The following is a 15,777-nucleotide window of genomic DNA, read 5'->3' as shown; positions in this document are numbered from 1 at the left end:
GCTTACCTCATCCTTTCTCGAAAGGAGGGACATAACTCCCCACCAGGCCCAAAGGATAATGGCCTTTTGCAGTACCTCCGGTCCCCTCTTCATGCTGGGGGTGGTTGGCATCGGAATGCTCAACAGCTCTTCAGCCGGCAAGATCATTGCAGCAAGCCATTATATGGCTTCCATCATAGTAGGCCTTATATTCCGCTTTTATATGCCATCCAACCATAAAGAGCCCAAAAAAATAGAAAGTCCCCCTGGCATTAAGACGGCTTTCAAGGCTCTGCTGTCGGCAAGAAAAAAGGACGGCAGGACCTTTGGAGAAATGCTGAGCGATGCCGTTCGCAATTCCATGAACGCGCTTTTGTATATAGGGGGATTTATCATCCTCTTCTCGGTAATCATAGACATATTGTTGAAAACCGGTCTTATAAGCAGCTTATCTCAATTGCTGGCACCAATCCTCCTGCCTTTGGGGATAGATGCTCAACTCCTCCCCGGCCTCATGGGAGGAATATTGGAGATGACCACCGGATGCAAGCTGATAGCCCAGGCTGCTGCTCCGCTCTCGCAAAAAATAATCCTCAGCGCCTTTGTAATAAGCTGGAGCGGATTTTCCATTCACTGCCAGGTAATGGGCTTTTTGAGCAAAAGCGATATCTCCATTGGCCTTTACATCATGACAAAGATTCTCCATGGAGTCATTTCATCCATCCTGGCATGGGCCATTATGAAAATATGGCCACAACCCGACCTGGACGCGTTTCACCAATTTACTCCTCAACCGATTACATCGTTTTCCGCTCAGCTGCAAAGCGCATGGCAGCTGGTTGTATATTGCATTCTAATCCTGGCCCTGACCGCCCTAATTCCACTCATCGCGGTACGCCTCAAGTCATCCGGAGGTCCAAAGCGCCCCTAGCGGTTCACCTCTTGCTCCTCTTTAACTCCTCGCTTTTTGCTCCCCTTTAGTTCCTCGCGGTTCTGCCTTATAACCTCCAGCTGCTGGGCAAGGTAGCGCTCTACCTCCTGGAGTATCTCATCGGCATATTCCCTTGCACCCAACCGTATTTTCTTGGCGCTTTCCTGTGCATTTTCGATGATCTCCCTTGACTGCTGATAGGCCATCTGCGTGATCTCGTGCTCGTCCACAAGGGCTTTGATGTGCTGTTCCGCTTCTTTAAGAAGGGTTTCGGCTTCTTTCTGGGCTTCGGCCAGTATCCTCTGGCGTTCCCTAGTTATCATCTCTGCTCGTTCCAGTGCTTCGGGCAAACTAAGGCGGATATCCCTGATGATATCCAGGCATTTATCGCGGTCCACCATCACTTTGCCCAGGAGGGGCACCGGCTTACCGTTCTCCAGTTCATCCTCCAAAATATCCAGAAGGCTGAAGACATTCATCTCCTTTATTCCTCCTCATGAATTAATCAATTTCTTTTGTATATCGGGCAGAACGACTTCGGGGACCAGCTCGCCTATACAGCCACCCAGCCTACCTATCTCTTTGACGACGCTGGAGCTCAAATAGGAGTATTTATAGCTGGTCATCATGAATAAGGTCTCTATGTTGGGATCCAACTTTCTGTTCATGAGGGCCATCTGAAACTCGTATTCAAAATCGGATACCGCCCTCAAACCCTTTATGATAACCCGTGCGTTTTTCTTTCTCATGAAATCGACCAATAATCCTTCGAAATGGTCAACCTCTACATTGGGTAAATCCTTTACCGCCTTTTTTATCAGCTCCACTCTCTCGGCAACCGTAAATGTGGCCACCTTGTTGGGGTTGCGCACCACAGCCACAATCAGCTTGTCAAATATCCTGCTGGCCCGCTTTATGATATCCATATGCCCATTGGTTATGGGATCAAAGCTTCCAGGATAAACAGCTATTTTCACTATGCCATTCACTCCTTCTTATAAAGGCTTATGACGGTATCGCCGTAATGCCTGTCCTGCAGTTTAACCAAATTCCCCACTCTATCGGGTTGATGGTCTCTGCTTGAATGCTCAAGTACAACTATGCCATCCTCATGCAATATATCGCTGTCGGCAATGGCATTAAGAAGCGGAACCTCCAACCCTTTGCTGTAAGGTGGATCGGCAAATATTATGTCAAACCTTTCCTTGCCAGAAAGGCGCTTGATTGCATGAAATACGTCGTAACGCATAACGGTGGTTTGTTCAAGACATCCCAGATTGGCACGGTTTTTGTTGAGCACATCCACAGCGCGCGAATCCTTCTCTACAAACACCACCCTTGAACATCCCCTGCTTAAAGCTTCCAGCCCCAGATTGCCCGTCCCTGCAAACAGGTCTAGCACGCTGCTGCCGGCAATACGCTGCTGCAGTATATTGAATATGGCCTCCTTTACCATATCAGCCGTGGGCCGCGTGTTCATGCCCTTGGCCGCCAGCAGCCTTCTCCCTTTCCACCGCCCTGCTATAACCCTCAAGCTCATTGCCTCCATAGCACGGAATTCATTAAATTATATTAATTATTATTCATTCTAACATAATTTACTACACCGCACAAGCAATCTTTCAAAAACAGGACCATTTTCCCTATGGAGATGTATATTTTGAAACATATGGTGCAATAATAAAAATGTAACATCCCCCATAGAGCTCTTCCTTCAATTCTCCTCTCCCAGCGCTGGTGGCCTAAAGGTCACCAGTTTTTTTGTTCTATAGCAGAAAGTAGCTATTTACAACGATAAAAGGGAACGGCGTTGAGCCGTTCCCTTTTATCATACATGTTATCTGCCACTTAGCTGCCTCTCGGCCTGCTCGATTAACCTCTTCACCATATACCCACCGATATAACCAGCCTCTTTAGCGGTCAAATCCCCATTGTACCCCTGCTTTAGGTTAACTCCCAGCTGGCTGGCTATCTCAAACTTCATGTTGTCGAGAGCCTGCCTAGCCTCGGGAACTATAGTGCGATTCCTGTTATTTCTGGCCACGTTTATTTCACCTCCTATTTCATCGTGGTATTATTAATTTAACCAATACAACGATTTTTACTCTAGTAATATATAGCAACTGTATATTAAACCTTCCTTATTTTAAAGCGCAAAATTTGACCCTGATATACCTTTATTTCAGAGGTAATCAGGGCATATGTTTTGTTTATACTATTTGTCATTTTTTTAATTGAACGTTATCTCTTTGAGCTGTTCATTAAACTTATCCATGGTATATTCAATCAGGGCTTTATAAGCCGGGTTATCTCTTGCCTGCAAGACCTGTCTGACAGCTAGATCAACCTGTTTCAATATACCTACATCCCTCACCAGGTTGGCAATTTTAAACTCGGGCAGACCGTGCTGCTTAACGCCGAGAAAATCGCCCGGCCCTCTGAGCTGCAGGTCTTTTTCGGCTATCTCAAAGCCATCGTTGGTTTTGGTCATGACCTTCATACGCTCATAAACCTCCCTGCTGCTGGCATCGGCAATAAGGATGCAGTACGACTGGTGGTCACCACGGCCAACCCTTCCTCTCAGCTGATGCAGCTGAGCCAAGCCAAATCTCTCGGCGTTCTCAATGACCATGACGGTTGCATTGGGCACGTTTACCCCTACCTCTATCACCGTGGTGGAAATCAGCACATCGATCTGGCCGGCTGCAAAGGCCTCCATCACGCTCTCCTTTTCAGCAGGTTTCATGCGCCCGTGCAAAAGTCCCAACCTCAAATCCGCTAGCTCTCCGCGCCTCAAGGTCTCAAATAGCTCTATGGCTGACTGTGAATCTATAGCCTCCGATTCTTCCACCAAAGGGCATACCATATATGCCTGGCGTCCCTCTGCCACCTGACGTTTGATGAATTCCAAAACCCGGCCCTTCATAGAGGGGGGGACATGATAGGTCTTGACCGGCTTTCTGCCAGGCGGCAGCTCATCGATAACCGAGACGTCCAAGTCGCCATAAAACATGAGGGCAAGGGTCCTGGGAATGGGAGTAGCCGACATGACAAGCATATGGGGCGATTGGCCTTTCTGCTGCAGGGCAGCCCTTTGCCGCACCCCAAACCTATGCTGTTCGTCGGTTATAACCAGGCCTAAATTTTTGAAGTTCACTCCATCCTCGATTATAGCATGGGTTCCGACCAGGATATCGATATCACCTCTGGCCAGCCTGAACCTCACGCTCTCCTTCTCGACATTTTTCATCCCACCTACAAGGCATTCCACCTTTACCCCGGTACCATCAAAGAGCTTTTTGAGGGTTGCATAGTGTTGTTTGGCCAATATTTCCGTTGGTGCCATCATGGCTCCCTGGTACCCGCTGAGCACGGCGCAGTATAATGCCAGGGCTGCTACCACCGTCTTACCCGACCCTACATCTCCCTGTACCAGCCGGTTCATAACCCTTCCGCTTTTCAAATCCCTCAATATCTCGCCCACCACTCTCTTCTGGGCATTGGTCAGAGGAAAGGGCAGATTTTGTACAAATTCTTCAAAAGCACTTTCATCCCACTTAAAGGTCAAGCCCCGGTTGTCGCTCTGATTTTTCTCCCGAATCAGCTGCAGCGCCAACTTCATAAAGAAAAATTCCTCGAATACCAGCCTGCGCCTGGCATCCTGAAGCGCCTGAAGGGATTGGGGAAGGTGGATATGGTGCATAGCATAATTCTTCTCGACTAGCTTAAATCTCTCTCGCAGATCAGCCGGAAACAGGTCTTTCAATGTTCCTTCCACCCTCTTTAGGACCTCCGCCACCAAATTGCGCATGTCCTTTTGGGTGATCCCTTCGGTGAGGGGATAAATGGGCAATATTTTGCTACCATCGTGTTTTTCAGGAACATATTCCTCAACGATGGGATTTTGAAGCTGCACCATCCCGTACCTGTATTCTACCTTTCCACGAACAAAATACTGCTTATCGGTGCTGTACATATTGCTTCGGTAAGGCTGATTAAACCATACGCACCACAGATAGCCGGTATCGTCTTTCGCGCGCCATGTGGTTATGGTCAAGCCCTTTCTGGGATTTTGGGTATTTGCACTTCCCACAAAGTTCACCACAAAGGATGCATCCTCGCCGTGTACGGCGTTGGCCACTTTCTGTATGCCACGCCATACCTCGTAATCCCTGGGAAAATGCTGCAGCACGTCCTCCACAGTCTTTATGCCCAGCTTGTTTAGACGGGCTGCCTTTTTAGGCCCCACGCCTTTTATAAACTGCACATCCTGCTCCAATATGCTCATAAGCCATCTGCACCCCATTACAGTTGAAACGTCAAGCATGCATAGAAAAATTATACCACAAAAAAACAAAAAGCCGGAAGGTACTCCCCCGGCTCGTCATTCGAAACGGCGCAAAAATGTTCACTCTACCGATATGATGTAATAATACAATGGTTGTCCTCCAAAATGGACTTCTACCTCAACATCTGGATAGCGGTTTGAGACAAAATCCGCTATAGCCTGCGCATCCTGTTCGCTTATCTGTTCCCCATAATACAGCGTAACTATCTCGCTATTGTCATCCACCATGTTATCTATAAGGCCCTTTGCAACTTCGCTTATATCGCTGCCCACCACGCTTATCTTGCCATCAATCAAGCCTAAAATATCGCCCTTCTTTATGTCCATACCATCGAAACTGGAATCCCGTACTGCATAGGTCACCTGTCCGGTCTTCACCGAGCCTAATGCCGCCGTCATGCGCTGTACATTGGTCTCGGCATCGAGATCAGGGTTGAAAGCCAGCATGGCCGCTATTCCCTGAGGGATGGATTTACTGGGTATAACGTAAATCTTCTTTTGGCTCATCTGCTGTGCCTGGGATGCCGACAGGATTATATTGCTGTTGTTTGGCAGGATGAATATCTCCTTGGCTTTAACCTTCTCTATACCTTTTAACAGGTCATCTATGCTGGGGTTCATGGTTTGTCCGCCTTCAACCACAAAATCCACCGCTAAATCTTTGAATATGGATGCAATCCCCTGGCCCATGGCTACCGCAATTACGCCAAATTGCTTCTCCACGACATCATCCGGCGGTTGTGGCCCTTCAACACCTATTTCATTCAAGTGCCTGTGCTGCTCTCTCATGTTATCTATTTTTATGCTGGATAGCTCCCCGTACCTCAAGCCCAGCTGTAACACCTTGCCGGGCATGTTGGTGTGCACGTGAACCTTGATCATGTCATTGTCGCGTACCACCACCACACAATCTCCCAGCTTGTTCAATCTTTCCTTTAAATTCTCCTCGTCCCCTTCTTCCACATAAGGATATAGGTTCTTTACCAGGAATTCGGTGCAGTATCCATATTCAATATTTTCCTGGGGCTGTATTTCAAACTTGAGCTCTGTCGGACAACCCTCGCTAGCCATCATGGTGCTATCCAGCTCAAAAGTCCCTTTTAAAGCATGGCTGGCACCTATCATAATGTACAGAAGCCCCATGCCACCAGCATCCACGACGCCTGCCTGCTTCAATACCGGAAGCATCTCAGGGGTTTTATCCAAGGCCTTCTTAGCCGCCTTTATGACCTGCTCATAAAATTCAATGAAATCCTTTTGCGTCCTGGCTATCTTCCTCGCTTCTTCGGCCGCAACTCTAGCAACGGTCAGCATGGTACCCTCAACCGGCTTCATAACGGCCTTGTATGCGGTGTCCACTCCCGCTTGCATAGCCTCAGCATAATCGCTGGTGGTAATCTGGCTCAGGTTCTGCAATGCCCTGGCAAATCCTCTGAACAGCTGAGACAGTATGACCCCTGAATTCCCCCTCGCTCCCTTCAGCGCGCCGCTGGCCAGGGCGCTTGTCACCTGGGCCATGCTATCCGAACGGGCACTCTGTACCTCCTTTGCCGCTGCCAACATGGTAAGGGACATATTGGTACCGGTATCGCCATCGGGAACCGGAAACACGTTAAGGGCGTTCACGGCTTGTTTATGCTTATCCAAAAACTGGGTGGCAGACAATATCATCTCTTTAAGTTTTGCTGCATCAATGAATTCGCACTTCAACACCTTGTACCTCCTTCAGTCAGGGTAGCTTCATACTCTGATACCTTCCACGCTTATATCCACTCGTTTTACGGTCATACCGGTAAAGTTTTCTATATTATATTTTACTGTTTCCATGACGTTCTTGGCCACAGTAGCTATGGAAATCCCGTATTCCACAATAATATACAGATTTATGTAAACTTCATTCTCCTGCGTATTAACCTTAACACCCTTGGACAGATTTTCTAAACCCAGCAGTTCTACCAATCCATCCGTCGGCCGTTTAGCAGCCATTCCCACAATGCCATAGCATTCCATAGCCGATATGCCCGCCAGCGTTGCCAGCACGTCGTCCGAGATGATGATCTCACCCAAAGAATTTCTCTTCCTAGCAGCCATTACTGTGCCTCCCTTCTCAAAATATCTTCACCGCCTAAAATTCTACTATCATTCTATAATATGACGGCAAATCATGCAATAACATTTATTTTTTGGCTTTTGCTTTCTTGCAAAACCACCGGTTTAATGGTAAAATAATATTGTTTTTAAGCAACGGCAGCGGATGTAAAGGAGGAGGTGTAAGGTCCATGTCGAGGTGCTGTGATATATGCAAGAAGGGGCTGTTGTACGGAAAAGCAGTCAGCCATTCCAACCGTAAGACTAACCGCATATGGGTTCCAAACCTTCAAAAGGTGAGAGCCATCGTCAATGGAAGGCCCAAGACCATCAAGGTTTGCACCACTTGCCTTAAATCGGGAAGAGTACAGAGAGCGCTTTAATCAAGTTTCGGCGCTGTAGTATGTATAAATGCTCATACTAAAAAAACGTGCGATTAAGCACGTTTTTTAATTTTTTATCGACAGCAACCTTTCAAGCTGCCTTTATTTTCAGCAGCCTTCTTATTAATACCCCCAGCAATTTGGGCAGCTTTACGACATATATCCTGGTCATGCCCATCACCTCACTTCCTCAATAGAATGACGCCTATGGCTATCATCACACCTCCCAGCAGGAGTACCCACATCCATAACGGTACCCATATTATTATCAGTAGTACCCCCGCGACGATGAATAGCACGCCCAGAATAACCCTAACCGTGTTATTTTTCTTTCTAGGAGAAAACCTCACGACCACCCCGCTCACTTCCCGCCTGCATAAGGATAGCTATTTGCCTCGATAGACATTATATGCTGCATGCGGCAGACGGGTGACCCGCTAAAAAATCAATCCCTTGCTATCACCACCATTACCCACCCTGAACCTACATGTACCTCTGCCCGTGGCTTTATAAGTACATTGCTTACCCCGTAAGGGAAATCCAAAGGCAAAATGCCATTTACTATGGGATATTTAAGCCCATCAGTGCTCAGGATGCGGACATCGCCGCCTAAGGGCAACAACGACAGGGTCTGCCCTATTTCGCCTTCTATCTCTATCTTCCCGCTGGTGGAAACCATCACTACGTTATGGGCATCTAAAATCTGGGCTTTTATGCCCCGCCTGGCAAGCCTGTACAGCATCAACATATTGGCATAGGAATGGTCCCATCGGCTACCAAAAGCCCCCACCAAAAACACCTGGCTGGCCCCCATATCTATAGCAGTATCGACGGCTATCTGCATGTCGGTTTTGTCCTTGTCTACAGGATACCGCTTGATGGCAACCCCTGTCACACTATACTCCCGCAGCATCTCATCGGACAGCGAGTCGAAGTCCCCTACCAGCAGATCGGGAACGATTCCCAACTCCTGCGCATGCTTCAATCCTCCATCGGCACATATAACGTAATCCACCGGGGGCAGCATGGCCTTTACCCTTTGTATATCCCCTATCTCACCGTTAGCAATTATTAGCACCCTCATGACTTTGCCTCTTGTCTCATAGCCTCTATAATGCTCTTCACATCCTGGGCGCCAAAAACCGCAGAGCCGGCTACTATAACCTCCGCTCCGGCCTTTACCACATCCCTTATGTTGTGCAAGCCAATACCACCATCCACCTGTATGCAAAAGTTAGCGCCGCAGGCATTCCTCATGTCAACCAGCTTCCTTATTTTATCCATCATGGCAGGGATAAACTTTTGACCGCCAAAGCCCGGATTTACCGTCATCAGGAGCACCATGTCCACATCTTCCAATATGTATTCCAAAACGTTGAGCGGGGTAGACGGATTTAAGGCTACAGCGGCCTTTACGCCTAAGTCCTTTATATAATGTATGGCCCTGTGCAGATGGGGCAGCACCTCGGCATGCACAGTAATGCTATCGGCGCCTGCCTCCATGTAGGCATCCACGAAGTCCATGGGGTTGTCCATCATAAGGTGCACGTCAAAAGGCAGCTCGGTGTAGGGGCGTATGGCCTTGACTACCAGAGGTCCTATGGTGATGTTGGGCACAAAATGGCCGTCCATGACGTCTATGTGTACCATGTCGGCCCCCCCCTGGTCCAGCCTTCTTACCTCCTCACCCAGCCTGGAAAAATCTGCCGAAAGGATCGAGGGGGCTATCTTTATCACCACCGCTCCCTCCTCTTTTCGTTTATATCTTCTATGATCCGGATGTAGCGTTGATAGCGCTGCTTAGGGATCTCTCCCCTCTCTACGGCTTCCTTCACAGCACATTGGGGTTCCCTGTAATGCAGGCACTTAGGAAACCTGCATTCATCAGCATATGTAATGAACTCGTCATAATAGAGTTGAACTTGCTCTGGCTCCATGAGGTCCACTTCCAACGCGCTGAAACCAGGGGTATCGACCAGCATCTTGCCATCGGGCAGTACCAGGAGCTCCACGCTGCGGGTGGTATGCTTTCCTCTTTTGATCTTTTCACTTATGTCCCCCACTTCCCTTGATACCTCAGGATAGAGCCGGTTAATGAGGGATGACTTGCCCACAGCTGACTGCCCGGCAAAGGTGGTGATACCGCTGTACATGTTCTGCTTGAGCTCTTCAATCCCGATACCTTCCTTGCAAGATATGCAAAAAATAGGACAGCCTGCAAGGCGATACTCCTCTTCAATGGCCTTTATCTCGGACTTGTCTTCTGCAAGGTCTACCTTGTTTATCACTATAAATGGCCTTACAGAATTCATCCGGGCTGCCAGTATAAGCTTATCCACCAGCAGCAAATCTGGTTCCGGATGCTTCACCGACACCACAATTCCCAGATTGTCAATATTTGCCACACATGGGCGCTTAAACTGGTTCTTTCGTGGCAATACCGATTCTATAGCGGCATCCTTTGTGTTGACCTCCACCACGTCCCCCACCAAAGGGGTAATGCCCTGTTTTCGAAACTTACCCCTGGGTACACACCGCAGGACATTGCCATTTAAATAGACATCATAGAATCCACCTACTCCCTTGACTATAATCCCCGTCTCCATCAATCCCCATCTTCCCTTTTGGTGAAATCAACTACTATCTCCCTAACCAGCTGATTATCTATATATATACTGTAGCGCACAACTCCCGAACCTTCAAGATTTATGGATATAACGCCTTCAGACAGGGCATGTTGAGCACTGTATACAACTTGGCCATCATCGACCCGCTTTACGGTAACATTTACGCTGGCATCGTCCTCTTGATCTCTACCGTACTGGCTGAGGTCAATTTCCAAAACTTTGGGATAAGAAGGCATGGGCCCCAAGCTCACCCATAGGTCGACTTCACGACCCCGTTCCACCACATCTCCCACCTGCGGGTTTTGCTTATATATAACCCCCTCAGGGTAATTCTGGTTATAGTTCTTGACCACCTTGCCTACCTTAAGCCCTATGCCCTCTATGAGCTCCCTGGCAATTTCCTCTTTTAACCCAACGTATTCCTGCACCTCAACCAGCTTTATCTCCGGCTTCTTGCTTATAACCAGCACAATTTCGGTGTTTTCCACCACCTCGGTATTGGGTTCTATGCTCTGCCTGATGACCGTCCCGGTAGGCATATCGCTCTCAACGTACTCTGGGGTTCCAACCTTAAGCCCGGCATTCTCCAGCGCTATCTCGGCATCGCGTTGCAAAAGGCCAACAACGTTGGGCACCCTTATCATCTTAGGCCCCAGGCTGACCACTACGTTTACGGTTGAGTGAGGTTTTACCTTTATGCCTTCGCCCGGATCCTGATACAGGATGATACCCTCTTCCTGGCTGCTGTTTTTCCTCTCGATGACCTTCATCATTAAGTTGCGCTCCTGCAGCACCATTTCAGCATCCTGCTCATCCATTCCCACCACTTTGGGCACTTCCACGTCTTCCATCACAAAATGATTTTGGTATATCTGGCTGCCTATATAGAAAAACAGCATCAGGATAGCCAGCAAAGGAATGGCGATAAACAGCAGCCTCCACCTTATGGGGCGCTTTTCGCCCTCATCCTGGCTCTCCTGCTGTTCGTTTTCAACGTTAATGGGCTTGAAGACCTGCGTGGGCATATCGCTGTCGTCATCGCTTCGCGCCACAAAATTGCCGTTAGGCTCTTTAAGCACCCTTTGCAGGTCCTTTATCATTTCACCGGCAGTCTGATAGCGCTTATTTTGATCCTTCTCTATCGCCTTCTCTATGACATCCTGAAGGCTTTTGGGAATATCGGGATTTAACTCTTCAGGGGGCTTTACCTTTTCCTGAATATGCTTGAGGGCTACCGAAACGGCGGTATCGCCCTCAAAGGGAACGGTACCCGTCACCATCTCATACAGCACTATGCCCAGAGAATAGAGGTCTGATTTCGCGTCAACATGCCCCCCACGGGCCTGCTCGGGCGAAAAATAGTGTACCGAGCCCATTACGTTGGCACCTGCCATGGTAACGGTAGCAGAGGTAACAGCCCGCGCTATGCCAAAATCAGTAACCTTCACAGTACCGTCTTCGCTAACCAGAATGTTTTGAGGCTTTATATCGCGGTGTATGATGCCGTTTTTGTGGGCGTGTTTGAGAGCGGAGCATATCTGAATGGCAATGCGTACGGCCTCCTCCCAATCCAGTTTCCCCTTTTCGCGAATATACTCCTTGAGGGTTTTGCCTTTGACATATTCCATGACTATATAATATATGCCGTTCTCTTCTCCAACGTCATAGATGTTCACGATATTGGGATGGGAAAGGCTGGCCGCTGCCTGAGACTCCCTTTTAAAACGCGCCACAAATTCCTCATCTTCCACCAGTTCAGGCCTAAGTACCTTCACTGCTACGTGCCTTTTGAGTAGATGGCACCTGGCTTTATAGACTATGGCCATGCCCCCGCTGCCGATCTTCTCTTCCAGCTCGTATCTTCCACCTAAAATCCGTCCCAGCAAAGGCTTCACCTCTTTTCTGTCGCACAGGAGTACCTGGCCATCACTATGGTCACGTTGTCAACGCCTCCAGCTTCCAGCGCCTTTTTTCCCAGAGTCGAGGCGATCTCATCCAGCGATTCAGCAGTATAAAAAAGGTCTATATTTTCGCTCAAATCCACATGGTTGCTCAAACCATCGGTGCACAGGACTATTATATCATTGTCCTTCAGCTCTATCTCATAATAATCGACCATCACCTGATCTGCTGTGCCAATGGCACGGGTGATGATGTTCTTTTGAGGGTGATTGTCCACCTCTTCCTGGGTTATCTTGCCTTCTTCCAGCAGCTCCTGCACCAACGAATGATCCCTGGTAATTTTAGTCACTGATCGGTCGCGTATCAGATAAGCCCTGCTGTCCCCCACATGGCCTATGCATGCCCTGCGGTCAAAAAAATAGGCAAGGGTAAGGGTGGTCCCCATACCCTTATATATGTCCCGGGCCTGAGCATGGTTATAAACCTTTATATTGGCATGCTGGATGGAATTCAAAATAAGGTCCCTGGCCTGTTCCACCGATGTAACGCTGTGCAGATTTTCAACATAGTATTGGATTATTGCTTCAACCACCATGCGGCTGGCCACATCCCCAGCTTTGTGGCCGCCCATTCCATCGGCCACCATCATCAAATCCTTCACCTGCGCTCCACCGGTGGGGATGAAAAAGTAATCCTCGTTGTTCTTCCTCACCTTGCCCGGATGGCTATAGGCACTAAATACCAGCCTCACGTCTTCCTCACCTCTCATCCTGGCGGACTTCAACCCGCTCAAGGTAACTCCTCCTTAATTGACCGCAGGCGCCTTCAATGTCCAGCCCTAACTCTCTGCGTTTGGTAACTACAATGCCTTGCGATTCCAGCACCGAGATAAACCTTTCCACGGCAGCCCGTGAGCTCCTCTTGTATCCCAGCCCCTTGACGTCGTTCAAAGGGATAATATTGACATGGCATGGGAAGCCTTTAAGCCGACGAGCCAATTCGATGGCGTCCTTTTCCCTGTCATTCAAGTCGCTGATCAAGGCATACTCAAAGGTTACCCTCCTGCCGGTCTTCTTAAAGTAATATCTGCTGGCTTTGAGTATGTCGTCAATGGAATAGGCCGATGCAACCGGCATGATGAGCTTTCTAATCTCATCATTGGGCGCATGAAGGGAGATGGAAAGGGTAATGGGCAAGCCCTCTTCGGCCAAATCCATAATCCTGGGCACAAGGCCGCAGGTGGATAGCGTAATCCTGCGGTAGCTCATATTGAGCCCCATGGGATAATGTACCATCTTAATAAACTTAACGGTATTATCATAATTATCAAGGGGCTCACCTATGCCCATGAGCACTATATTGCCCAACTTGCGTTCGCCGGCCTTCTCAAGGTCGCCGTTCACTTCTATGACCTGTGCCAGCATTTCCCCTGCCGAAAGGTTGCGAACCAACCCCCCCACGGTAGAAGCGCAAAACTTACACCCCATCCTGCACCCTACCTGCGTAGACAGGCACAGGGAATTGCCGTACTTATATTTCATCACAACACTTTCAATTATATTACGGTCTTGCAGCAAAAACAAATATTTTATTGCATCTCCTGCCCTTGAGATGCGTTTGTCCTGCAGTTGCAGCTTTTCTATATAAAATCGCTGTGCCAGAAGTTCGCGAAGCGCCTTCGGCAAATTGGTCATCTCTTCAAAGCTCTTTATTCCTCTGTGAAGCCACTGAAGTATCTGTTGTGCGCGATACTGAGGCTGCTCCAATTCCTGCATGGCCTGTTGTAATTCTTCCAAAGAGAGGCTCAAAATGTCCTGCTTTTCTACCATAATCACATCATCCTCTTAAGCTTGCTGATGAAAAACCCATCTATCCCATCCCTGGAAGGAATGAGCTGAATCATCCCCGGCGCAATAACCGAGGTCCTCAAACCTTCCGGCAATAGATGCGTAAAATCATCCAGCTTAAAATTGGGATTGCGCTCTAGAAACTCCTCAATGACCTTATGGTTTTCATCGGCATTCATGGTACACGTGCTGTAAACCAGTATGCCCCCCGGCCTTACATAACGGGAACAGGTAAATAGAATGCGCCTCTGAAGCTCATAGAGCTCATGGAGGTCCTCCCGCCTTATGTTGTTCTTTATATCGGGCTTCTTGTATATGACCCCCCATCCGCTGCACGGGGCATCGATGAGCACGCGATCTGCTTGTCCTTCAAGAGTCGGCTGAAATTCCCGGGCGTCCTGTTGCTGAGGCTCTACGATAGCTGTCCCCAGCCTGGTGGCATTGAAGCTTATCATCTCTACCCTTTGAGGATGGATATCCCATGCCAGTATACGCCCCTCGTTGTTCATCAGCTGGGCCATATGGGTAGCCTTACCGCCCGGAGCGCTACATGCATCTACAATAAGCTCGCCCTTCTGGGGATCAAGAACGCGAACTACCAACATGGAGCTCTCGCCCTGCACCGTAAAAAGGCCTTGGGCATACAGGGGATTAATCTCGATATCGCCGGCACAGCGGAGCCTTAAAGCCTCATCCTTTATATACAAGGCATCGTCACACTCAATGCCCTGCTGCATCAACCGCTCTTTAAGCTCATCCTTTGTTATCCTGTTTGTGTTAACCCTTATGGTCACGTAATCTCCATCGCTCACGGCAGGCATGGCCATAGCCTCGGCCAAGCCTATGCCGTAATCGTCAATCCACTTTTTTATAAGCCACTCTGGATAGCTGTAAGTAAGGGATAGGTTGAGTACAGGGTCGTCATCCTTTGAGGGAAAGGTGATGCCCTCCTTATTCCTTACGATATTCCTGAGCACGCCGTTTACAAAGCCTGCCAGAGCTTTGTTGCAGTACTTCTTACACAGCTTGACCGATTCATCGCAAACGGCAAAATCAGGCACCCGATCCATATACATGATCTGGTAACAGCCCATCCTCAATATGTTTACGGCCCAGTGATTGGCCCGCTTTAAGCTGCAGAACTTGTTCAAAATCCAGTCGATGGTGATCTGCCGTTCCAGGGTGCCATAAACTAGCTGTGTTACGAAAGCGGCATCCTTCCCGGTTAGCCTGGCCCTCCTCAGATTGTGCTTCAAGCTTATGTTGGCGTATTTGCCGTCATTGTTTACCTCTTTCAATACCCGCAAGGCGGTTTCCCTTGCAACATCGGTTTTAGCCTCCATAATGCTCGCTCCACAATTCTCCTTAAACGATGTTTATTGCTTAGCCCTTAAAACTACCATAGAGCAACACATATTTACTCCCAAAATCTATTGTTTGCAACGCTCTTTTTTACCCATCATGGGAGCTTCCCAGAAGATCATGGAAGTTTTTCAGAAGATGGCTCACTTTGGAAGACGGCGCCCACTGGTATGGGATTGCCCCTTAAAAACTCAATATCTTCCATGACCCTTTTGCCTTCCCCCTGTATCTTGACAAGCCGCAGAAATCCATCACCGCAGGCCACCACCAGTCCTTGGCGTTGATCGGCCGCCACTACTTGCCCTGGGGT

The 15,777-nt window shown here is 48.6% G+C and carries 17 protein-coding genes and 1 pseudogene; 2 read left to right on the top strand and 16 right to left on the bottom strand.

The annotated features are described in order from the left end of the window. The first annotated feature begins 91 nt into the window (after positions 1-91). Positions 92-910, top strand: a complete 819-nt coding sequence (locus tag FWJ59_RS03635) for a nucleoside recognition domain-containing protein (protein WP_414480628.1) — start codon at positions 92-94, stop codon at positions 908-910. On the opposite strand, the gene FWJ59_RS03630 is transcribed toward FWJ59_RS03635, so the two are convergent. From FWJ59_RS03630 to FWJ59_RS03600, 7 genes are all read right to left on the bottom strand, one after another. Further along, the gene (locus FWJ59_RS03630; RefSeq protein ID WP_414480627.1) at positions 907-1,389 is read right to left on the bottom strand and encodes an ATPase; all 483 of its coding nucleotides are present in this window, start codon (positions 1,387-1,389) and stop codon (positions 907-909) included. The two genes, FWJ59_RS03635 and FWJ59_RS03630, sit on opposite strands and share 4 nt — an antisense overlap. Before the next feature lie 15 nt (positions 1,390-1,404). Then, positions 1,405-1,887, bottom strand: a complete 483-nt coding sequence (gene coaD, locus FWJ59_RS03625) for a pantetheine-phosphate adenylyltransferase (RefSeq protein WP_414480626.1) — start codon at positions 1,885-1,887, stop codon at positions 1,405-1,407. Between the two features lie 8 nt (positions 1,888-1,895). After that, a complete protein-coding gene (gene rsmD / locus FWJ59_RS03620; protein WP_414480625.1) occupies positions 1,896-2,444 on the bottom strand; it encodes a 16S rRNA (guanine(966)-N(2))-methyltransferase RsmD in 549 nt (182 codons plus the stop codon). 303 nt (positions 2,445-2,747) lie between these two features. Next, complete coding sequence (locus FWJ59_RS03615) at positions 2,748-2,954, bottom strand: small, acid-soluble spore protein, alpha/beta type (RefSeq protein ID WP_414480624.1); 207 nt, start codon at positions 2,952-2,954, stop codon at positions 2,748-2,750. Between the two features lie 186 nt (positions 2,955-3,140). Next, positions 3,141-5,198 carry an ATP-dependent DNA helicase RecG gene (recG, locus tag FWJ59_RS03610; protein ID WP_414480623.1) on the bottom strand — a complete coding sequence of 686 codons (2,058 nt, stop codon included), beginning with the start codon at positions 5,196-5,198 and terminating at the stop codon, positions 3,141-3,143. Between the two features lie 120 nt (positions 5,199-5,318). Continuing rightward, positions 5,319-6,971, bottom strand: coding sequence for a DAK2 domain-containing protein (locus tag FWJ59_RS03605; protein WP_414480622.1), 1,653 nt, complete (start codon positions 6,969-6,971; stop codon positions 5,319-5,321). Positions 6,972-6,998: 27 nt separating this feature from the next. Further along, on the bottom strand, positions 6,999-7,349 hold the full coding sequence (locus FWJ59_RS03600) for an Asp23/Gls24 family envelope stress response protein (protein WP_414480621.1): 351 nt from the start codon (positions 7,347-7,349) through the stop codon (positions 6,999-7,001). Between the two features lie 188 nt (positions 7,350-7,537). On the opposite strand from FWJ59_RS03600, the gene rpmB reads away from it, so the two are divergent. Further along, positions 7,538-7,729 carry a 50S ribosomal protein L28 gene (gene rpmB / locus FWJ59_RS03595; protein ID WP_414480620.1) on the top strand — a complete coding sequence of 64 codons (192 nt, stop codon included), beginning with the start codon at positions 7,538-7,540 and terminating at the stop codon, positions 7,727-7,729. A gap of 182 nt (positions 7,730-7,911) precedes the next feature. On the opposite strand, the gene FWJ59_RS03590 is transcribed toward rpmB, so the two are convergent. From FWJ59_RS03590 to FWJ59_RS03550, 9 genes and pseudogenes are all read right to left on the bottom strand, one after another. Next, positions 7,912-8,094: a hypothetical protein gene (locus FWJ59_RS03590; protein ID WP_414480619.1), complete on the bottom strand. Its 183-nt coding sequence runs from the start codon at positions 8,092-8,094 to the stop codon at positions 7,912-7,914. A gap of 80 nt (positions 8,095-8,174) precedes the next feature. Continuing rightward, positions 8,175-8,813 (bottom strand): thiamine diphosphokinase, encoded by a 639-nt coding sequence (locus tag FWJ59_RS03585; protein ID WP_414480618.1) that lies wholly within the window; start codon positions 8,811-8,813, stop codon positions 8,175-8,177. Then, positions 8,810-9,466, bottom strand: a complete 657-nt coding sequence (rpe, locus tag FWJ59_RS03580) for a ribulose-phosphate 3-epimerase (RefSeq protein ID WP_414480617.1) — start codon at positions 9,464-9,466, stop codon at positions 8,810-8,812. The genes FWJ59_RS03585 and rpe overlap by 4 nt, the downstream gene beginning before the upstream one ends. Next, positions 9,463-10,335 carry a ribosome small subunit-dependent GTPase A gene (rsgA, locus tag FWJ59_RS03575; RefSeq protein WP_414480616.1) on the bottom strand — a complete coding sequence of 291 codons (873 nt, stop codon included), beginning with the start codon at positions 10,333-10,335 and terminating at the stop codon, positions 9,463-9,465. The genes rpe and rsgA overlap by 4 nt, the downstream gene beginning before the upstream one ends. Then, positions 10,335-12,242: a Stk1 family PASTA domain-containing Ser/Thr kinase gene (pknB, locus tag FWJ59_RS03570; protein WP_414480615.1), complete on the bottom strand. Its 1,908-nt coding sequence runs from the start codon at positions 12,240-12,242 to the stop codon at positions 10,335-10,337. The genes rsgA and pknB overlap by 1 nt, the downstream gene beginning before the upstream one ends. Before the next feature lie 5 nt (positions 12,243-12,247). Continuing rightward, positions 12,248-13,051, bottom strand: a complete 804-nt coding sequence (locus FWJ59_RS03565) for a Stp1/IreP family PP2C-type Ser/Thr phosphatase (RefSeq protein WP_414480614.1) — start codon at positions 13,049-13,051, stop codon at positions 12,248-12,250. Further along, positions 13,017-14,087: a 23S rRNA (adenine(2503)-C(2))-methyltransferase RlmN gene (gene rlmN / locus FWJ59_RS03560; RefSeq protein WP_414480613.1), complete on the bottom strand. Its 1,071-nt coding sequence runs from the start codon at positions 14,085-14,087 to the stop codon at positions 13,017-13,019. Before rlmN ends, FWJ59_RS03565 begins: the two co-directional genes overlap by 35 nt. A gap of 2 nt (positions 14,088-14,089) precedes the next feature. Continuing rightward, positions 14,090-15,448, bottom strand: coding sequence for a 16S rRNA (cytosine(967)-C(5))-methyltransferase RsmB (gene rsmB / locus FWJ59_RS03555; protein ID WP_414480612.1), 1,359 nt, complete (start codon positions 15,446-15,448; stop codon positions 14,090-14,092). A 137-nt stretch (positions 15,449-15,585) separates the two neighbouring features. Further along, positions 15,586-15,777: pseudogene (locus tag FWJ59_RS03550) on the bottom strand (methionyl-tRNA formyltransferase); the annotation flags it as partial.

Source organism: Caldicoprobacter sp. (assembly GCF_047459465.1).
In the GTDB taxonomy this organism is placed as follows: Bacteria; Bacillota; Clostridia; order Caldicoprobacterales; family Caldicoprobacteraceae; genus Caldicoprobacter.
Note: the sequence above shows the minus strand (reverse complement) of the source record. Positions and strands in the feature narration are given on the sequence as shown.